Origin of the sequence: Staphylococcus piscifermentans, assembly GCF_900186985.1 — a bacterium.
GTDB classification, from domain to species: Bacteria; Bacillota; Bacilli; order Staphylococcales; family Staphylococcaceae; genus Staphylococcus; species Staphylococcus piscifermentans.
In genome coordinates this window covers 1,348,490-1,368,749 of the sequence record NZ_LT906447.1, presented here as the reverse complement: position 1 = coordinate 1,368,749, position 20,260 = coordinate 1,348,490, and the positions used below count along the sequence as shown (strand labels likewise).

General features: G+C 34.6%; 24 protein-coding genes, 1 pseudogene and 2 other annotated features. Of the genes and pseudogenes, 6 read left to right on the top strand and 19 right to left on the bottom strand.

Going from position 1 to position 20,260, the window contains the following annotated elements; translation table 11 throughout:
- Positions 1-17: 17 nt before the first annotated feature.
- The 10 genes from ruvA to CKV71_RS06310 form a co-directional block, all read right to left on the bottom strand.
- Complete coding sequence (gene ruvA / locus CKV71_RS06355; RefSeq protein ID WP_095104875.1) at positions 18-623, bottom strand: Holliday junction branch migration protein RuvA; 606 nt, start codon at positions 621-623, stop codon at positions 18-20.
- A gap of 12 nt (positions 624-635) precedes the next feature.
- Entirely contained in the window at positions 636-1,091 is a 456-nt protein-coding gene (locus tag CKV71_RS06350; protein ID WP_095104873.1) for an ACT domain-containing protein, read from the bottom strand.
- A gap of 10 nt (positions 1,092-1,101) precedes the next feature.
- Entirely contained in the window at positions 1,102-2,394 is a 1,293-nt protein-coding gene (obgE, locus tag CKV71_RS06345; RefSeq protein ID WP_095104871.1) for a GTPase ObgE, read from the bottom strand.
- Between the two features lie 131 nt (positions 2,395-2,525).
- Positions 2,526-2,810 (bottom strand): 50S ribosomal protein L27, encoded by a 285-nt coding sequence (rpmA, locus tag CKV71_RS06340; RefSeq protein ID WP_015900503.1) that lies wholly within the window; start codon positions 2,808-2,810, stop codon positions 2,526-2,528.
- 11 nt (positions 2,811-2,821) lie between these two features.
- Positions 2,822-3,142 carry a ribosomal-processing cysteine protease Prp gene (locus tag CKV71_RS06335; RefSeq protein WP_095104869.1) on the bottom strand — a complete coding sequence of 107 codons (321 nt, stop codon included), beginning with the start codon at positions 3,140-3,142 and terminating at the stop codon, positions 2,822-2,824.
- A 2-nt stretch (positions 3,143-3,144) separates the two neighbouring features.
- Positions 3,145-3,453: a 50S ribosomal protein L21 gene (rplU, locus tag CKV71_RS06330; protein WP_047131846.1), complete on the bottom strand. Its 309-nt coding sequence runs from the start codon at positions 3,451-3,453 to the stop codon at positions 3,145-3,147.
- A 12-nt stretch (positions 3,454-3,465) separates the two neighbouring features.
- Positions 3,466-3,543, bottom strand: a sequence feature (ribosomal protein L21 leader region).
- Between the two features lie 32 nt (positions 3,544-3,575).
- Positions 3,576-4,097, bottom strand: coding sequence for a rod shape-determining protein MreD (gene mreD / locus CKV71_RS06325; RefSeq protein WP_095104867.1), 522 nt, complete (start codon positions 4,095-4,097; stop codon positions 3,576-3,578).
- Positions 4,097-4,936, bottom strand: coding sequence for a rod shape-determining protein MreC (gene mreC / locus CKV71_RS06320; protein ID WP_095104865.1), 840 nt, complete (start codon positions 4,934-4,936; stop codon positions 4,097-4,099). Before mreC ends, mreD begins: the two co-directional genes overlap by 1 nt.
- Before the next feature lie 211 nt (positions 4,937-5,147).
- Entirely contained in the window at positions 5,148-5,288 is a 141-nt protein-coding gene (locus CKV71_RS12535; protein WP_095104863.1) for a hypothetical protein, read from the bottom strand.
- Positions 5,289-5,380: 92 nt separating this feature from the next.
- On the bottom strand, positions 5,381-5,845 hold the full coding sequence (locus CKV71_RS06310) for a DUF4930 family protein (RefSeq protein WP_095104861.1): 465 nt from the start codon (positions 5,843-5,845) through the stop codon (positions 5,381-5,383).
- 149 nt (positions 5,846-5,994) lie between these two features.
- Here CKV71_RS06310 and CKV71_RS12530 point away from each other — a divergent pair, with 149 nt between their 5' ends.
- The gene (locus CKV71_RS12530) at positions 5,995-6,165 is read left to right on the top strand and encodes a hypothetical protein (protein ID WP_095104859.1); all 171 of its coding nucleotides are present in this window, start codon (positions 5,995-5,997) and stop codon (positions 6,163-6,165) included.
- Positions 6,166-6,225: 60 nt separating this feature from the next.
- Here the strand turns inward: CKV71_RS12530 and radC are convergent, their stop codons facing one another.
- Positions 6,226-6,906: a RadC family protein gene (gene radC / locus CKV71_RS06300; RefSeq protein WP_095104857.1), complete on the bottom strand. Its 681-nt coding sequence runs from the start codon at positions 6,904-6,906 to the stop codon at positions 6,226-6,228.
- A gap of 41 nt (positions 6,907-6,947) precedes the next feature.
- Between radC and CKV71_RS12670 the strand changes: the two genes are divergently transcribed.
- The gene (locus CKV71_RS12670; protein ID WP_231917512.1) at positions 6,948-7,085 is read left to right on the top strand and encodes a hypothetical protein; all 138 of its coding nucleotides are present in this window, start codon (positions 6,948-6,950) and stop codon (positions 7,083-7,085) included.
- A 302-nt stretch (positions 7,086-7,387) separates the two neighbouring features.
- Here the strand turns inward: CKV71_RS12670 and CKV71_RS12790 are convergent.
- The 3 genes and pseudogenes from CKV71_RS12790 to CKV71_RS06285 all read right to left on the bottom strand — a co-directional run.
- Positions 7,388-7,627: pseudogene (locus CKV71_RS12790) on the bottom strand (prepilin peptidase); the annotation flags it as partial.
- A 212-nt stretch (positions 7,628-7,839) separates the two neighbouring features.
- Entirely contained in the window at positions 7,840-9,108 is a 1,269-nt protein-coding gene (locus CKV71_RS06290) for a bifunctional folylpolyglutamate synthase/dihydrofolate synthase (protein ID WP_095104853.1), read from the bottom strand.
- A gap of 11 nt (positions 9,109-9,119) precedes the next feature.
- On the bottom strand, positions 9,120-11,750 hold the full coding sequence (locus CKV71_RS06285; protein ID WP_095104851.1) for a valine--tRNA ligase: 2,631 nt from the start codon (positions 11,748-11,750) through the stop codon (positions 9,120-9,122).
- 38 nt (positions 11,751-11,788) lie between these two features.
- Positions 11,789-12,003: a binding site (T-box leader), on the bottom strand.
- 58 nt (positions 12,004-12,061) lie between these two features.
- Between CKV71_RS06285 and CKV71_RS06280 the strand changes: the two genes are divergently transcribed.
- From CKV71_RS06280 to pcp, 4 genes are all read left to right on the top strand, one after another.
- Positions 12,062-12,622, top strand: a complete 561-nt coding sequence (locus CKV71_RS06280; protein ID WP_095104849.1) for a DNA-3-methyladenine glycosylase I — start codon at positions 12,062-12,064, stop codon at positions 12,620-12,622.
- 125 nt (positions 12,623-12,747) lie between these two features.
- Positions 12,748-13,446, top strand: a complete 699-nt coding sequence (locus CKV71_RS06275; protein WP_095104847.1) for a DUF969 domain-containing protein — start codon at positions 12,748-12,750, stop codon at positions 13,444-13,446.
- Positions 13,443-14,369, top strand: a complete 927-nt coding sequence (locus CKV71_RS06270) for a DUF979 domain-containing protein (RefSeq protein WP_095104845.1) — start codon at positions 13,443-13,445, stop codon at positions 14,367-14,369. The genes CKV71_RS06275 and CKV71_RS06270 overlap by 4 nt, the downstream gene beginning before the upstream one ends.
- 22 nt (positions 14,370-14,391) lie before the next feature.
- Complete coding sequence (pcp, locus tag CKV71_RS06265) at positions 14,392-15,033, top strand: pyroglutamyl-peptidase I (protein ID WP_095104844.1); 642 nt, start codon at positions 14,392-14,394, stop codon at positions 15,031-15,033.
- An 80-nt stretch (positions 15,034-15,113) separates the two neighbouring features.
- Here the strand turns inward: pcp and CKV71_RS06260 are convergent, their stop codons facing one another.
- From CKV71_RS06260 to hemC, 5 genes are all read right to left on the bottom strand, one after another.
- Positions 15,114-16,190, bottom strand: coding sequence for an AbrB family transcriptional regulator (locus CKV71_RS06260; RefSeq protein WP_186824438.1), 1,077 nt, complete (start codon positions 16,188-16,190; stop codon positions 15,114-15,116).
- Positions 16,191-16,336: 146 nt separating this feature from the next.
- On the bottom strand, positions 16,337-17,626 hold the full coding sequence (gene hemL, locus CKV71_RS06255) for a glutamate-1-semialdehyde 2,1-aminomutase (RefSeq protein ID WP_095104843.1): 1,290 nt from the start codon (positions 17,624-17,626) through the stop codon (positions 16,337-16,339).
- Between the two features lies 1 nt (position 17,627).
- Complete coding sequence (gene hemB / locus CKV71_RS06250; protein ID WP_095104842.1) at positions 17,628-18,611, bottom strand: porphobilinogen synthase; 984 nt, start codon at positions 18,609-18,611, stop codon at positions 17,628-17,630.
- On the bottom strand, positions 18,608-19,297 hold the full coding sequence (locus tag CKV71_RS06245; protein ID WP_095104841.1) for a uroporphyrinogen-III synthase: 690 nt from the start codon (positions 19,295-19,297) through the stop codon (positions 18,608-18,610). The genes hemB and CKV71_RS06245 overlap by 4 nt, the downstream gene beginning before the upstream one ends.
- Before the next feature lie 26 nt (positions 19,298-19,323).
- Positions 19,324-20,250 (bottom strand): hydroxymethylbilane synthase, encoded by a 927-nt coding sequence (hemC, locus tag CKV71_RS06240; protein WP_095104840.1) that lies wholly within the window; start codon positions 20,248-20,250, stop codon positions 19,324-19,326.
- Positions 20,251-20,260: the final 10 nt, after the last annotated feature.

Below are 20,260 nucleotides of genomic sequence, written 5' to 3'. Positions count from 1 at the left end.
CCCTCCATTTCATCATATTATGATACAAGTATTTTTAAACCTGCTTTTACCGCTTCATCCACTGAATGATATGTTTCAGCTTGGAGCTTTTTCTCTACTTTATTCAACTCACGTTTAGAGTAACCTAAAGCTTCTAATGCAAGCAGTGCTTCTTCAAGTACCGGTGATGCATTATTACCTTGAGGGTTATCAAAGTTGAGTAATGTGTCAGGATTTTCTTCTGTGATTTGCACTTTACCTTTTAAATCCAAAATAATTTGACGCGCAGTTTTCTTGCCGATTCCTGGAAATTTTGTTAGATAAGTTTCGTTTTCATTTTCAATCCCGATTTTAACTTCAATAGGCGTACTAGCAGCAAGAATTGCTAAAGCAGATTTAGGACCAATACCTGTTACTTTATTTAAGCTTAAAAACATTTCTTTTTCTTCTTCACTCATAAACCCGTATAACAGTTGTGCATCTTCTCTCACTACTAAAGAAGTGAAAATAGTTACTTCTTGTTGATAATATTGTTGAAAACGATATGAATTAGGTGTTTGAATTTCATAACCTATGCCATTAGTTTCAACCACAACATGCGTTGGGAACAATTGTGATAGTTTACCTTTTATATATGCGTACACGTGGTCACTTCCTTACATCGACATACTTATTATTTCTACTTTATAAACATTATCTATATTACGCAGCGCAAAAATTACATCTTCAATTGAAGTAGGACTTCCTGCCGTATTAATCGACAATGTGATAGTAGCTTTATCTTCCATGGGAATACTTTGATGAATCGTAAGTACTGACATATGAATTTGCGATATCGTATTTAAAACTTGAGCTAACATGCCTACTTTATCATGCACATAAAGTATAATCGTAAACTCTTTAGTTTCTTCTATTTTTTCATCTAAGGGAAAAATAGTATCTTTATATTTATAAAAAGCACTACGAGACAGTCCGTATTCTCTGACAGCTTCATAAATTGAGAGTTCAGGATTTTCTTTTAAGGCATCCTTAATTTGCAAAGTCTTGATCACTGACTCCGGCAAAACATCCTCTCGTATCAAATAGAACTTTTTAACATTTTTCTCGTCCACTTAGACACCTCTATTCCACGAATTCAAACTCTCCGCCAAGTATTCTTACAATATCGCCATTCTTAGCACCGCGTTCTCTTAGTGCATCATCAATGCCCATTGAACGCATTTGACGTGCAAATCTTCTAACAGCTGGATCGCTATTGAAGTCAGTCATCTTGAACATACGTTCAATCGCTTTACCGCTTACGACATAAGCAGCATCATCATCACGCGTGATGGTGAAAGTATCTTGTGAAGGTGTATGTTTGTATAATACTCTGTTAACACCAAGCGCTTCATCGTCTTCTTTAGTAAAGTCGACATCTTTGTATTCATCTAATTTATCAGCGATTGCATAAAGCAACTGGTCTATATTCTCTTTAGTGTATGCAGAGATAGGAATGATTTCGACATCTTTACCTACTTCTTCTTTAAATAATTCTAAGTTGTCTTCAGCATCTGGTAAATCCATTTTATTCGCAACCACAATTTGCGGACGTTCTTCTAAGCGTTGACCATAAGATGATAATTCTTTATTAATGGTCTTATAGTCCTCTAAAGGATCTCTGCCTTCAGAACCACTCATATCAATAACATGCACAATTACTTTCGTTCTTTCAACATGTCGTAAGAATTGATGGCCTAGGCCTACGCCTTCAGAAGCACCTTCAATTAATCCTGGTAAATCTGCTAAAACGAAACTTCTGCCGTCAGGTGTGGAAACGACGCCTAAATTAGGTTTGATTGTTGTAAAATGATAAGCGCCGATTTTAGGTTTTGCTTTTGAAACTACAGAAAGCAATGTTGATTTTCCTACGCTTGGGAAACCAACTAATCCTACATCTGCTAATAATTTCAATTCTAAGGTTACTTCTATTTCTTCACCTGGTTCACCATTTTCACTAAAATCAGGTGCAGGATTTCGTGGAGTAGCAAAACGAGAATTACCACGTCCGCCACGTCCGCCTTTCGCTACTACTGCTTGTTGGCCATCTTCTACTAAGTCCGCTAAAACTTCTTCTGTTTCAGCGTCTTTAATCAATGTGCCTGGTGGTACTTTGAGTATTAAATCTTCAGCATTTCTGCCATGCATATTACTACCTTGGCCGCCTTCACCGCGTTTCGCTTTGAACTGACGTTGATATCTGAAGTCCAATAATGTACGTAGCCCTTCATCCACTTCGAATATGACTGAAGCGCCGCGTCCGCCATCTCCGCCTGCTGGTCCTCCAAATGGAACATATTTTTCTCTTCTATAAGCTGTAATTCCATTTCCGCCGTCGCCAGCTTTTAATAATATTTTGACTTGATCGACAAACATGTTTCTCACCTCTTTTTTATTAATTTACGTTTGAAATATCTTGATTATTATATCATTTTTCGTGTCTTGAGAGAAATAAAGACAAAAATAAAACACCAGAAGTATGACTTCTGGTGTTACGTTAACAAAAATTACTCAGCTACAGCGTAAACTGAAACTTGTTTTTTGTCACGGCCTTTGCGTTCGAATTTAACAACGCCGTCAATTTTAGCGAATAATGTATCGTCACCGCCGCGACCTACATTTTCACCAGCATAAATTTTAGTTCCGCGTTGACGGAATAAAATTGAACCGCCTGTTACGAATTGACCGTCAGCACGTTTAGCGCCAAGACGTTTGGATTCAGAGTCACGTCCGTTTTTTGTAGAACTTACCCCTTTTTTAGATGCGAAGAATTGCAAGTTTAATTTTAACATCTGAGTACACCTCACTTATAATTTAATTTTATATTATCGTGATACTCTTCTTCAATAGTTTGAAGTGATACGAGCATTGCTTGTAAGATTAATTGTGCTTTTTCATCGTTAACATGAACACTTCTATAATGGAAATATCCTCCATCATCATCGTAATCAATATCAGGTCTTTCAGATGTTAATCCCATGATGGCGTTAACACTTCCAAACAGAACTGCTGAGGCTCCAGCACAGACAATATCATGACCATACTCACCATGTTCAGCGTGACCATCCATGATGACATCTGTAACCTGACCATCATTATTTAACGATATATCAATATTAATCATTATTAAGCGTTGATTTTGTCAATTGTTAATTTAGTGTATGGTTGACGATGGCCTTTTTTACGTTTAGAGTCTTTACGACGTCTGTAAGTAAATACAGTAATTTTTTTACCGCGACCTTGTTTATTAACTGTAGCTGATACAGTAGCACCTTCTACTGTTGGAGCACCAACTTTTACAGAGTCTCCACCTACAAATAATACTTTGTCAAAAGTAAAAGCGTCGCCTTCATTTACGTCTAATTTCTCAACGTAGATTTCTTGACCTTCTTCTACTTTAATTTGTTTACCGCCTGTTTCGATAATAGCAAACATACTTTGCACCTCCTATATAATAAGTCACGCCATATATAGGTGATATTCTTCAATATACTTATACCTATATTTGAGCGGTTGTATGTAGCTATAAACTACTCAACTGCTAAAGCTTACCATCCTTATGCCTTCGTGTCAATTGTTGAAGTTAATTTTTTGATAAGTTTTCTCGTTAATGTAAATAGAATGACAAGCAATATCAGATTAAGTAATGCAGTCGGCACTAATCTGAATAAAATAAATTCTATAAAATTAAACTGGATGAGTCCTAATAATCCATATATCAATGCTGTGTAAATTTCAAAAATGACAGTAAATATCCATACTCCTAAGAAAATCATGGCATGATCTCTATAATATACTTTGAAAAAATAATTCATCAGCACTACAAACAGTAAATACCCAAATGTATTTAAACCATAAATAGTCCCATAATATAAATCAGTTGTAAGCCCGAAGATAATAGCGAGAGTAATCGCAATACTTGGTTTCTTATATATTGTCAAAATCAAAAGATACATTAATAAAAGATGAGGAACGAAAACGATTTCTTTATTACCTATATGCATAGGAATAATCAAAGCAATAAGTGAGTCAATGTAAAAAAGAACTGCGCCAAATAAAAAATAGCTGAATGCGCGCATTATTGCTCACCGCTTTCATCCGTCAAAGTTTTAGGATCTCTCTTCGCTACATACACATGGTCTAAATCACTCAAGTCTGCAGCAGTTTTCACACGCACTTCTTTAGCAAGTCCGTATTCATCATTATTTACTTTGGTAACCTCTCCGATGTATAAGTCGCTTGGCAGTTGGTTAGCTAATCCGCTAGTAACTACTTTATCGCCTTTACTTATTTTATCTTTATTATCAATATCACTAATAACCAATTCATTTGTTTTGCGGTCATAATGATTAATTAAACCGAAAACTTTTTTTGATTTATGTTGAATATTAACAGAAATTTTTCCTGTTCTAGAATTAGTTGACAATAAATCCACTTGTGAAGAGAACTGATTTACCTTAGCAATACGGCCTACTAATCCTTCAGAAGTAATAACTGCCATATTATTTTTTATGCCGTCTTTTTTTCCTTTATCGATAATGACTTTATTCATCCATTGATCAGGATTTCTGGCAATGACAGTAGAACTAATTGGATCATATTTTGAAATATCTTTAACTTTTAGTTCTTTTCTAAAATCACTGTTTTCAGATTTTAAACGTTGATTTTCCGCTTCTAGTTGTTTGATTTTATTTGTATCTTTCTTAGAACTTCCCCCATCGAATAAGCCGTTAATTGAACCTGTAACGATATGTATTGGATAGGCTATTGCACGTTGTGGAACAGATACAGAATCCCCTACAAATTGTTCCACTGAAGATTGATGATGTGATCTGATCGATAACCCTATTAAAGCTATAAATAGAATTAGGGAACAGAAAATAACAATCAACTTGTTATTTTTAAAAAAATTGGACAACCCGAACACCTCTATTACCTCGAAATTTCGTATCACAATTTATTTTATATTACTACACCTAGTAATTAAAGTACTTACCCCTCATATTTATATTTACTTAACAAAAAAGTGTATCGACAAAAGTCTCTAACTAAAATTTGCCGATACACTATCAATAATATGTTATTAAATAAAATTTCAAAAGCCGCATTTAATGGATTCAATATCGACTCTATTTGCTTGCTTTTTCATTATCGTTATCGTTTTCTTTTTCATCTTCTTTATAAAGTGTTTCTTCTTTTCTCCATTGCTCGAATAATTTTTGAGCTTTTGATTGTTCGTCAGCATTCTTTCCATTATTTTGCTTACTCATAATTAATCAACCCTCTCTATAATTAATTCAACCATAGGTTAACGTAATCATTTTTCTTTTTCAAGATTATCACTTTATTATTAGAAGAAAGATTAATAAGCATTAATAGGTTTCATTTCAATATTTTGCTGCATGGCATTTAAGTCTTGAAACAATTCTATTTCAGTGGCATATACTCTGATTTTATCTGAACCGAAGCGGTACATAATAAATTGGTTGCCACGTTGGCCAATTAAATATTTATCATTATAGCCCATACGGCTCAAATCACTTACATGCATAAATTCTTTTTTATTGATCATATTAAAAATATTTTTTGTTTGACTGGCAGGCATATTATTTAACAAGTCATTTTCTTCGATTGCATAATGCTGACCAGGTTTAAATTCATCTACAGGAACACTTTCAGTATTATAAGATGAATGGACGCCTTTATTACCGACAGGATTCCAGTCTTGTTCTTTAAGAAACGGCGCATATTTCAAAGCAAAAAACACAATAACAATAATACCTGCTACAGCGATGATATTTTTTATTAAATTAAGTATAAAACGCATCTTCTACACCGCCTACTGTTATTATATGTACATATTAAAGTATAACCTTAATTTATACATCGGCCTACAGAATGATAATATAGTTATGACTTAGGACTGATGTATAGGAAATTAAAATACGCTACTATAATATAAAAGGAGTGGCCACGATGACAATTTTATCATTAATTTTATTAGTATTACTTGTCGGCTTATTATTTAGAGTTGGATTATCTATCTTAAGATTTTTAATTAAAGCTGGCATACTTGTATTAATTATATATTTAGCTTATCAGGGTGTCCTTTGGATTATGCAATATCTACAAAGCCATCCACTTTAAAGACAATCAAATATTTTCATTTATAAAACCTGATTACAAATATAAAAGTGATTAGGTTTTTTAGTTTTCCAAATATCCTCCTTCTACCATACTTAAATATTTAGCATCACCGATAATAATATGGTCTAGCAGTTCAATACCTAATACTCTGCCGCATTCTTGCAATCTTTTAGTAGTAGCTATATCTTCTTTAGACGGTGTAACGTCTCCTGAAGGGTGATTATGCACCACGATAATAGCATTGCTTGACCATTTAATTGCCGCCTTGAATACTTCTCGAGGATGTACAATAGATGAATTCAAAGTACCTACAAATATAACTTCGTGGCGGATTACAATATTTTTAGAATTTAAAAAGAGAACTTCAAATTGCTCGTGCGTCAGATGCATCATTCTTGCTAAAAAATAATCTGCAGCATCTTGCGGAGATGATATCTTAATTTTTTCCTCTATGTCCGGAACGTGCATGCGCTCCCCTAATTCAAAAGCAGCTTTCAGAATCACAGCCTTATTTAACCCAATGCCTTTTACCTTGGTTAAATCATTTAATGAAAAGGACTTTAATTCACGTAAGCTATGCGCCAATTTAATTAAATCTTGCGCCACTTCTATACTAGAATGACCTTTTCTGCCGGTGTTGATGAGTATCGCAAGTAATTCTGAGTCTGCTAAATTTATTGCACCTTTCGCAATGAGCTTTTCTCGCGGTTTATCATTATCTGGTAAATGTTTAATCATCATTTAAATTTATCTCCTAAATGTAAAAATATTGAATTAAGTAAGTGTGGAAAATTGAGGTGAATAAAAAAGCTAGAAAAATAAATGGAATAAGAGGGATTTTAGCGATTTTCTTTTTTGAGATAGACATTAAAATGATTGCTAAAAAACCTGCGAAAATAAATGTACAGCAAAATATATAAAGAAATAATGGAAATGGTATTACTATAGCTAGAAGAGAAAATATAGCAATATCACCATAACCTATAGAACTGCTTGAGATTATATATAAGAAATGCAGCAAGAGGATAATTGGGATTTGATTATAATAAATATGATTGGATAAAGCTAAAACAGTTATTGTAAAAATAATTAAAAAGTGGATTGGTATAGAGAAAGTTTTGTAGTCGTACAGTGCAGCCGCTAGTAACAAAAGATAAATGGCTATAAATAAGCTTGCTTTTAAGTGGATAAGTTGAAAGGAGATTAGAGGTATTGGGATCCAAGCTAGAAGTTCTCCTATTAAATGGATGACTGGAATTTTACAGTTGCAATAGCGACATCTGCCACGCAGCCATAAAAAACTAATAACAGGGATTAAATCGAAATGATTAAGAACATGTTTACAACTCTCACATTTTGAGCGACGTGTTAAATAAGTAAAGTTTAACTGCTTAACGTGACAAAATTGCAAGAGAAAGCTTTCTAAAATAATACAATAGCAACTTAAAATAGTGATGGACAAATACTATCTGCCCCCTTCTGTTAGTGTCATGCAAGTATTATAGCTCCATTCAAGTAAACAATCAATTATTTTTATTACTTTATCATTTTTTTAAAATATGACTCGATTATCCTTAAATTTTGCATTTTCTACATGTAGTTAGCATTAAAATCTGAATTAATAACACATAAAAAAGTTGAAGCACAAAACATGTTTATGCTCCAACTCTTCTTTTATTTATTGAAATCTATTTTCGCTTTTACTTCACTGATAAAATAAAGACTACCTGTAATTATCAAAGCGTTGCCTTGATAATTTTCTACAAAATCAACATAATCATCGATAAGTTCTGGTGTAAATGTTTCCGCTTCTGCAGCAATTTCTTCTTTAGGCTTTGCTCTATGAAAATCGAAATCAGTAATATAGATATGATTAGAAATCGTTTTTAATTTCTCTAGCATATGTGCTATCGGTTTACCGCTTACAGCTGAAAATAAAATATCTACATTATCTTTGTCATAATAATTTTTGATTGTACTCACCAATGCTGCTACACTTTCATTATTATGTGCTCCATCTATCACCATTAAAGGTTCTTCTTTGACTCTCTCGATTCTGCCTGTCCAACTTACTTTTTCCATTGCATTAATCATTTTATTGAAATCTAGTTCTATTTGCCCTTGTTCAAACAAAATAATTAGCGCAGTAATAGCAAGTGCTGCATTTTCTTTTTGATGTTCACCCAACATATCTAATGCGATGTTTTCAAGTTCATAATCTTTAAATCTATAGATAAATTCATCATCTTCAGAAACGATTGATATATCTCGATCTAGTTCAAATGCTGGTGCATCTTGTTTTTCTGCATACTCACGGAAATACTTTAAGGCATCTTCATTTTTAACAGCATAAACAAAAGGTACGTGATGTTTAATGATATCGCCCTTATCTTTTGCAATATCGCCATAAGTTGACCCTAATAAATCTGTATGATCTAAACCAATGCTGGTAATAACAGACATAATAGGTGCAAATACATTTGTAGAATCATTTTTAATTCCTAAACCTGCTTCTATTACAACGAAATCTACTGGTCTGATTTCTCCAAAGTATAAAAACATCATAGTGGTAATGATTTCAAATTCAGTAGCAGTACCATATTCTGTTTCTGCTTCTAATTCCTCGCTTACTGGCTTGACACGTGATACTAATTCTACAATGACGTCATTGCTGACGGGTTCACCATTTAAACTAATACGTTCATTAAAGGTTTCGATATATGGTGAAGTGAAAGTACCGACATCATAACCATTCTCAACTAAGGCTGAGCGCAAATAAGCAACAGTTGAACCTTTGCCATTTGTTCCCCCAACATGGATACCATTGATATTATTTTCAGGATGTCCTAAACGATGCAACATCCATTCCATACGTTTAGTACCTGGTTTAATACCGAATTTATCTCTTTCATGTATCCAATATAAGCTGTCTAGGTAATTCATAATCAGGACTCCTATGCTTTTAATTGTTCAATTCTAGCTTTTACGCTATCGTATTTTTCTTGATAATCTTGCTTTTTCGCTTTTTCTTCATTGATGATTTTTTCTGGAGCTTTATTAACAAAGTTTTCATTAGACAACTTTTTGTCTACACGATCTAGTTCACTCTGCCATTTATCAAGTTCTTTTTCCAAGCGTGCAATTTCTTTATCCATATCAATTAAGCCTTCTAATGGTAAAATAACTTCCCCTGCACCTACTACAGAAGTCATAGCTTTATCAGGTGTTTCAATATCAGTTGAAATTACAAGCTCGCTTGGATGACCGAATCTTTCAAGATAATGTTGATTTTCATTTAACATTTGTGTGATTTCAGCATCTTTAGTTTTGATATAGATAGGAATGGCTTTAGATAGTGGTGTATTCACTTCAGAACGTGCTTGTCTTACTGCTTTAATGATTTCAACCACATATTGCATCGCTTGTTTGCTTTCTTCAAACATGAATTCCTCTTCTACTTCTGGCCACGCACTTGTTACAATTGTTTCTCCTACATGAGGAAGGTTTTGCCAAATTTCTTCAGTAACAAAAGGCATGTAAGGATGAAGCATACGCATTGTGCGATCTAGCACATAGCTTAACACTGAACGTGTGACTTGTTTTTGTGCCTCATCTTCGCCATTCATAGGTATTTTACTCATTTCAATATACCAATCACAGAATTCATCCCAGATAAAGTTATATAACGCACGTCCTACTTCACCAAACTCATAACGATCACTTAAATCAGTAACTGTTTTAACCGTTTCATTTAAGCGTGTCAATATCCATTTATCTGCTAACGATAAATTATGAGTTAAATCGATATCTTCAAATTTGAATTCTTCACCAATATTCATAATACTGAATCTCGCAGCGTTCCAAATTTTATTGATAAAGTTCCATACAGATTCTACTTTTTCAGTTGAATAACGTAAATCATGACCTGGTGATGATCCTGTTGCTAAGAAATATCTTAAGCTATCTGCGCCATATTCATTGATAACATCCATAGGATCTACACCATTGCCCAATGACTTACTCATCTTGCGACCGTCTTCAGCACGAACTAATCCATGTAATAGCACATCATCAAATGGACGTTCTCCTGTAAATTCAAGTCCTTGGAAAATCATACGTGCTACCCAGAAGAAAATGATATCGTATCCAGTCACGAGCGCGTTGGTTGGATAATAGCGCTGATAATCTTCAGATTCAACATCTGGCCAGCCTAATGTTGAGAATGGCCATAAACCACTAGAGAACCAAGTATCTAAAACATCTTCATCTTGTACCCAATTCTCTGCATCTTCTGGTTCAGTTTCACCTACATAGATTTCTCCAGTTTCTTTATGATACCAAGCCGGAATTTGATGGCCCCACCACAATTGGCGAGAAATTGTCCAGTCTCTAATATTTTCCATCCATTGATTAAAGGTATGTTCGAAACGTTCTGGAACAAAATTAATACGGTTATCTGTTTTTTGATTATCTAAAGCTTGTTTAGCTAAAGGTTCCATATTGACAAACCATTGTGTAGATAAATACGGTTCAACTACTGCACCTGTTCTTTCAGAATGTCCGACTGCATGTACATGATCTTCTATTTTAATTACTAAATCTTGTGCTTTTAAATCTTCGACAAGTTGAGTTCGGCATTCGAAGCGGTCCATACCTTCATATTTACCTGCTTTATCGTTCATTTTACCTTCTTCATCCATTACAATAATTGATTCTAAATCGTGTCTTTGACCGATTTCAAAGTCATTAGGATCATGAGCAGGTGTTACTTTCATCGCACCACTACCGAATTCAACATCTACGTATTCGTCTGCAAGAATTGGTAATTCGCGATTTACGATTGGTAAGATAACTTTTTTACCGATAACGTCTGTGTATCGTTCGTCATTAGGATTAACTACAATAGCTGTATCGCCAAGCATTGTTTCAGGACGTGTAGTCGCAATTTCAATATAACCTTCTCCATCCGCATACGGATATTTGAAGTGATAGAATTTACCTTCTACGTCTTCATGCACCACTTCAATATCAGATAAAGCAGTACGCGCTTCCGGATCCCAGTTGATGATACGTTCACCGCGGTAAATCAGTCCTTTGTTATACATATCTACAAAGACTTTTCTAACCGCTTTACTCAATCCATCATCCAAAGTAAAACGTTCTCGGTCATAATCTAAACCTAAACCTAATTTCGCCCATTGTTGACGAATGAAAGATGCATACTCATCTTTCCAACTCCACACTTCTTCAAGGAATTTCTCACGGCCGATATCGTGGCGTGAGATACCTTGTTCATTTAATTTTGCTTCTACTTTTGCTTGAGTCGCAATACCAGCATGGTCCATACCTGGTAAATATAATGTATCGTATCCTTGCATACGTTTCATTCTAGTCAGAATATCTTGTAAAGTTGTATCCCAAGCATGTCCTAAATGCAATTTACCAGTTACATTCGGAGGCGGAATAACAATTGTATAAGTTTCTTTTGATTTATCACCGCTGGGTCTGAAATAGCCTTTTTCAACCCATTCTTGATAACGTCCGGCTTCTACTTCAGTCGGATTGTATTTTGGTTTCATTTCCATTGAATTTCCTCCTTAAAAATAAAAACACCCGTTCCTAAACATAGGACGGATGTTCCGTGGTACCACCTAAATTCAACATAGCATCTACTATGAAGCACTTATATTGATTAACGCTCAATTACGCTTTATCCTACTTAGGTTCAAATAAAGATCCAAGCGGGCTACCTTCAACAGCTTCATTATACATTCTCACCAACCATGTACTCTCTTCAAAAATGAAAGACTGTGTACTCTTCCCGATTTGTATTATTCACTTACTTATTTATAGTATAATAGAACTACAAAATAAGTCAATGAGGTGGTATAAAAATATGTCAGATTGCGCCTTTGGAACAACTGATCCAATTTATAAAGAGTATCATGATAAAGAATGGGGACATCCGCTTCATGACAGCAGAAAGCTTTTTGAATTAATGGCTCTAGAATCTCAGCATGCAGGACTTTCTTGGTTGACCATTTTGAAAAAAAGAGAAGCTTACCGAGAAGCCTTCTATAATTTTGAACCTGAAAAAATTGCTTCTATGACGGATGAAGATATCGATAAACTGATGGAATTTCCAGGAATTGTACATTATCGCAAAAAATTAGAAGCTATTGTGAGTCAAGCTAAAGGTTATTTAGAAATTGAAAAAATACATGGCAGTTTTAGTAAATTCTTATGGGCTTATGTAGATTTTTACCCCATTGATTTACACTACAAAACGCCTACTGATCGTATTACGGTAGACAAGCGTGCAAAACAGATGTCTAAAGATTTGAAAAAATATGGTTTTAAATTCATGGGCCCTGTAACCATGTTTTCTTTTTTAGAAGCAGCTGGGCTATATGACGCTCATTTAGAAGATTGTCCATTTAAGCCTTCGCAAAATTAACTCTGTTTACTCTTGCTACCAGTAGCGAGAGTTTTCTTGTAATAAATTCTAAATATTCATAAAATTAAGATTTATTTATGTTATTATAGCTTCTATACTCATTTTTTATACGAGGAGGAACTATAATGGAATGGATTAAATTAATTGGTATTTTAATTATTATCTTGGGATTCTTATTTAAAATCGATACTATTGCTGTTATTTTAACGGCAGCAATTGTGACTGGTCTAGTCTCGGGTATGGATTTTTTCAAAATTCTAGAAGTTCTAGGAAAAGCTTTTATTGATAATAGACTTGTATCATTATTTATTCTTACTTTGCCAATGGTTGGATTAATAGAAAGATTCGGTTTGAGAAAACAGGCTGCAAACTTGATTGGTAATATTAAATCTGTCACGAGTGGTAGATTGCTTTCGCTATATCTGCTTATTCGAGAGATAGCTGGTTTAGCATCTATCAGAATTGGCGGGCATCCACAATTTGTCAGACCATTGATAAATCCAATGGTGCAAGGAGCTCTTAAAACAAGATATAAATTATCGGATAAACAAATTGAAAATAAGGATGTTGAAAAATTAAAAGCTGAAGCTTCAGCAATGGAAAATTATGGTAACTTTTTTGGACAAAATTTATTTGTTGGTAGTGCAGGAATTTTATTAATGGTTGGAACATTTAATTCACTACATATTAAGACAAGTGCTGTCGATTTAGCTCTTGCTTCTGTACCTATTGCGATTATTACATTAATAATTGTAGGAATAAAAAATTATTTCTTAGATAGATATTTGAGCAAAAAGTATTTAAGTAAGGAGGATAAAAAATGAGCCAGCATACTTTAAATGTCATACTTGAGTTTTTCTATATTTTAATAGGTTTACAATTATTTTATACTGCTTTTCGTGCTCTTCTTTCTAAAAATAAAGATAAAAAAATAGGAACTGCACTATTTTGGACATTACTTGGAATTACCTTTATTTTTGGTCCCTATATACCAAATATTATTAATGGTCTACTCATAATATGTATGGGATTACTCACTTTATTTAAACAAGTAAAGATAAAAAATATTGTAGATGTAACAGAAAAACAGGGCGATAAAGGCGCTAGAAAATTTAAAAACAAATTATTTTGGCCTGCCGTAGTTTTAGCTATAGTTGCCGTAGTTATCTCCAATTGGACTCCTTTAGGTGGCGCAATTGGTCTGGGTATCGCATCAGTAATTGGACTTATTTCAGCTTATTTTATTATTCGACCGAAATCCAAATATATTCTATATGACAGTGACAGATTAACGCAACAAGTCGGAACTGTAGGTATATTACCCCAATTTCTTGCTGCTTTAGGTGTTTTATTTACAGTTAGTGGTGTCGGTAATGTAATTTCAAAAGGTATTTCACACTTTGTACCTGAAGGTAATCATTTAATCGGCGCAACTGCTTATATTTTAGGAATGGTAATTTTTACTATGTTGATGGGTAATGCTTTTGCGGCTTTTACAGTGATTACTGCCAGTATTGGCATACCATTTGTAATTGCCCAAGGTGCTGATCCTGCAATTGCTGGTGCATTGGCAATGACTGGCGGGTTTTGCGGAACACTGCTTACTCCTATGGCAGCCAATTTCAACACTCTGCCTGTCGCGCTATTAGAGATGAAAAATGAGTTTGGTGTTATAAAATCTCAGTTTCCAGTTGCATTTCTATTAATCATAATCCATATTGCTTTAATGTATGTTTGGGCATTTTAATATTTAAGGAGATGAAATTACTATGAAAATTTTAGTTACAGCTTTTGATCCTTTTGGTGGAGAAGCCACAAATCCTGCTTTAGAAGCAGTTAAATTATTACCAGAAAAAATCGCTCAACATGAAATTACAAAATTAGAAATTCCTACTGTATTTCATAAATCTGCAGATAAAATCGATGAAATATTAAAAGAAAATAAGTACGATGTAGTACTAGCAATCGGTCAAGCCGGTGGACGATACCATTTAACACCTGAACGCATAGGTATTAATATCGATGATGCACGTATTCCAGACAATGAAAATAATCAGCCTATCGATGTACCTATTCAATCAGATGGTGCAGCTGCTTACTTTTCGAATTTGCCTGTCAAAAAAATGACGCAGGCAATTAAAGACGCAGGAATTCCAGCATCACTATCTAATACTGCAGGTACATTCGTATGTAACCATATTCTTTATCAACTCGGATACCTGCAAGCTACACAATATCCTGATATCCAATTCGGCTTTATACATGTTCCGTACATACCAGAACAAGTTGTAGATAAACCTGATAAACCTTCAATGGCTTTGAGTAGTATTGTAACAGGATTAGAAGCTGCTATCAGGGCAATATCCAAAGATAGTAACGATATCAAAGAGCCTCTAGGTGAAATCCAATAAGAGAGAACAAGGGCTTGGAACATAAGTTTGTTCCAAGCCCTTGTTTCACGCTCTAAATTTTACACTAAATATTTCTATACCTATTTTTTAGCAGCACGTTCTGTGTAATTTAAGAAGTATTTAATTGCTGGTGCAATTAAGAATAAGATGAAGAAAATTCTAAAGATATGGAAACTAGAGATAATCGCCACATCCGCATGGGTTTCTAAAGCTACCAGTACGATTTGACTCATACCGCCAGGAGCTGCCCCCAAGAATAAATCATTGAGTGACATATGATTTAATAAATGCACGAAGTATACCATAATTCCCGCACATAAAATCAACATTACATTTTGAAAGGCAATGGCAACGGCAACTCTGCCCTTTAAATCACTCAATAATTTAGAAATTTGTATACCAATGCGTATCATGTAGGCAACTTGTGCGCCTGCAATAAGGTAATTATCTAAAGTAAAAGTAGCATTGGTAACCATATTCCATGCAATTAAAACGACAATAGGAGCTAATAATTGTTTTGTAGGAAAATTAATTTTATCCATCACAATATAAACCACTGCTACCGCTATAATTAAAAAGACAACTTGCCAAATCGAAAGTGCTTCACTGAGCGGTTTTAATTTTACTGCTTTCGCTGCGCCGCCTTCTGAATTCCCACTAGACATAAAATAAGAAAGCATCGGGATTAAGATCACCACAAAAATAATCCGCGAAGTTTGAGTCAAACTTACAACTAAAATATTTGCTCTTTTATCTTCTTCAGCCATAATCAACATTTGACTTAATGCGCCTGGAATTACACTTAACAACGCTGTTTCAGTGTTGACTCGTGCTATCTTTTTAAAGAAATAAGCAATTAAAATAGCTAATACTAGTAGTAAAACTGTGACCAAAACAATTGAGAACCAGTTTTGAGTGATATCATTCACAACGGTCTTTGTAAACGTTGAACCGATTTGTACCCCAAGTAAAATCAACCCAAGCTGACTGATCCAAAATGGCCATTGAATATCCATTTTAAAGACTCTGATACAAATGATACTCGCAACAATTGGTCCAAACATAAACGGCAACATAATATGCAAAGCCGAAAAAACCAAACTGATTATTACTGCTAATAATAATACAATTATATTATTAAACCATTTTTTATTCACTTTTATCACTACCCTTTGGCCCTGACTTCACTTTTGCTACGTTAATAATAACATTTTTCATTACGTATCGTTACTAAATTGTATCATAATAAAAGTACATACCTATCGGCATGTACTTTTATTATTTTAATATTCATTTTAATTCATTATTTATTTGCAACTTTTTCAAAAGCTTTATCAAATGCTGCAATTGTACGTTCAATATCTTCTTTAGTGTGAGCAGTTGATAAGAATGTACCTTCAAATTGAGATGGTGGTAAGAAAACACCCTCATTTGCCATTTCACGATACATTTCACTGAATAATTCTAAGTCACTTTGGTTTGCTTGTTCAAAGTTTGTAACAGGACCATCATTTAAGAAATAACCAATCATAGAGCCTGCTCTGTTTACTGTCATCGGTACATTATGTTTGGCAGCTACTTTTTTCAAGCCTTCTTCTAACATATCTCCTAATTCATTAAAGTATTCATAACTTTCAGGAGTTAATTGGCTTAATGTTTCATAACCGCTTGTCATTGCAAGTGGGTTACCTGATAAAGTACCTGCTTGGTAAATCGTACCTACAGGAGCAATTTTATCCATGATTTCTTTTTTACCACCAAAGGCACCTACAGGAAGTCCGCCTCCAATAACTTTACCAAGACAAGTTAAATCAGGCATAACGTCAAAGTAGCCTTGTGCACAATTGTAGCCGACTCTGAAGCCAGTCATGACTTCATCGAAAATCAATAGAGAACCATATTCGTTAGTGATATCACGTAAACCTTGCAAGAAGCCTTCAATCGGAGGTACTACTCCCATATTGCCTGCTACAGGTTCTACAATCACTCCTGCAATATCATCGCCATATAATTCAAATGCTTTACGGATAGCATCTAGGTCATTGTATGGAACTGTGATTGTACTTTTAGCTGTACCTTCAGGAACACCTGGAGAGTCTGGCAAACCTAAAGTTGCCACACCAGATCCAGCTTTAATTAACAATGAGTCACTATGACCATGATAGCAACCTTCGAATTTAACAATTTTATCTCGACCTGTGTATCCGCGTGCAAGACGAATCGTATCTTGTGTAGCTTCTGTACCAGAAGATACCATTCTTACTTTTTCAATAGAAGGAACGCGGTCAATTACTAATTCAGCAAGTTTAATTTCTTCTAAAGTTGAAGCACCAAAACTCGTACCTTTATCTACTGCTTTATGCAAGTTTTCAATGACTTGGGGATTCTCATGCCCAAGAATTAACGGACCCCAGCTGAGTACATAGTCAATATATTCATTGCCATCAATATCGTAAATTTTAGAACCTTTACCGTGGTCCATAAAAATTGCTGGCATATCTACAGATTTAAAAGCTCGGACAGGACTATTCACCCCGCCTGGCATTAATTTTTCTGCTTTCTTATAGGCTTCAATAGATTTTTCGTAACCCATCTTAATCCTCCTTCTGATCTAAATAACGACAAATATCTTTTGAGAAATAAGTGATAATCATATCAGCGCCTGCGCGTTTCATAGAAGTCATTTGTTCCATCACAATTTGTTCTTCGTTAATCCAACCTTGCATAGCAGCTGCTTTAGTCATACTATACTCACCACTTACGTTGTATGCAATAACAGGCACGTTGGTTCTTTCTCTGACATCTCTGATAATGTCTAAGAAACTTAATGCTGGTTTGACAATTATCATATCCGCACCTTCATGCAAGTCGCTTTCTAATTCTAACAATGCTTCGCGACGGTTTGAAGGGTCCATTTGATATGTTTTGCGGTCACCGAATGATGGTGCAGATTCAGCAGCATCACGGAATGGACCGTAGAAACTTGATGCATATTTAATACCGTAACTCATAATAGGAATATTATAATATCCCGCTTCATCTAATCCTTTTCTGATTTCAGTAACGAAACCATCCATCATATTACTTGGGGCGATAATATCTGCGCCTGCTTCAACTTGAGAGACAGCTGTTTTAACAAGCAAAGGTAAGGATTTATCATTATCAACATCATGTGTATGTTCATCAATCAAACCACAATGGCCATGGTCTGTATATTCACATAAACAAGTATCCGCAATCACTAACATATCCGGATATAATTGTTTAGATTTACGTGTTGCTTTTTGAACAATACCTTCATGTGCATATGCACCAGTACCAACGGAATCTTTTTCATTTGGAACACCAAAGAACATCACGCCTCTGATACCTAGATCATAAGCTTCTTTCAATTCTTCATCCAAACGATTCAAGCTGATTTGGTAAATACCCGGCATGGAAGGAATTTCTTCTTTAACGTTATCTCTTTCCACTACAAATATTGGATAAATCAAATCTTCTTTTCTAACGTGATTTTCTCTGACAAGGCTACGAATTGTTTTATTTGCACGTAGTCTTCTATGTCTATCAAAACTCATTTACGATTCCTACTTTCTTTAATAATGTTTAACAATCCATCAATAGTTTGTTCATTCGCTATTTCAGCTTTAAAACCAAACTGCTTTATTTTTTCAAAGGTGGGCTTACCAATTGCATAATACATATAATTTGCACCTAAATTTGCCTCTTCAGCTTCCTCAAAAAAATAATCGGCAGCAGAGGAACTTGCAAATGCGATTCCGCTTGCAAGTCCTCTTTTTAATAATGAAATAGCTTGTTCTATATTCTCAGTGTAAGCCTCAGGTTCATATAAATCTATTTTAACGACTTCGGCATCCTGTTCTTGAAGTTTAGTTTGTAGTAAAGGGCGTGCAGCCGCACTGCTAGGAATCAATATCCTACTATCCTTATTCACTGTAAATTCATTTATAAATCCTTCTTGTGAGAAATTTTCAGGAAAGAAATCCACCGTAATGTCTCTCTGATTACAATACTTCTTGGTCTTCTCACCGATTGCCGCTACATGACTCACATCAACCTTTGGATAATATTCATTGAAAAATTTCACTGCATTTTTAGAGGAAAAAATAATCCAATCATAATGGTCATTTAACAGTTCTTGATTAAATGATAACTTTTTCAATCTAATGAAAGGCAAATGAATTACTTCTTCAACGTTTTCATTTAAATTGCTGGTTTGTGTCATAATCACAGGTGCTGCCATTGATACTCAACTCCGATGTTTATGAATTAAGACTCTTCATTCAGTGCATCGATAATTTCTTTTGCACCTTGTTCTTTTAAGATATTACTTACTTCTTTGCCTAATTCTACTGGATCGTTTCCTGTAGCTGTTTGTTCATAACGTTCTTTGCCATCTGTTGACATAATTAATCCCGTAAATGAAAGACGGTCATTATCATCTTTAGTGGCATAACCGCCGATTGGTACTTGGCAACTTCCATTCATTTCTTTTAAAAATGTACGTTCAGCCGTTACACATTCAGCAACGTCTTGATTATGAACTTTTTTCAGTAATTCTAATAAATCAGTATCATCACTACGACACTCAATTCCAAGCGCTCCTTGACCGATTGCAGGCAAGAGCAGCTCAGGATCAAGATATTCAGTAACGATATCGTCTGACCAGCCCATTCTGCGTAAACCAGCAGCAGCTAAAATAATCGCATCATAATCGTCAGTTTCTAATTTGCTTAGGCGCGTATCAATATTACCTCTAATCCATTTAATTTCTAAATTCGGATATTTAGCGAGAATTTGAGCACCTCTGCGAAGAGAACTTGTTCCTACAATACTTCCATCAGGTAAATCTGCTAATTGAACATGATTTTTGGAAATAAATGCATCAAAAGGAATTTCTCTATCTGGTATACACCCTAAAGTTAATCCTTCAGGCAATTCGCTTGGGACATCTTTTAATGAATGTATTGCCATATCTATTTCATGGTCAAACAATTCTTGTTGGATTTCTTTTACAAATAAGCCTTTACCTCCAACTTTAGACAATTGCTTGTCTACGATACGATCACCTTTAGTGACAATTTCTTTTATTTCTATTTCTAAGCCAGGCTCAGCTTCTTTTAACTTTTCTATGAATTGACGGCTTTGCGTCAATGCTAATTTACTTCTGCGCGAACCTACTACAAGCTTACGCATGCTCATTCCT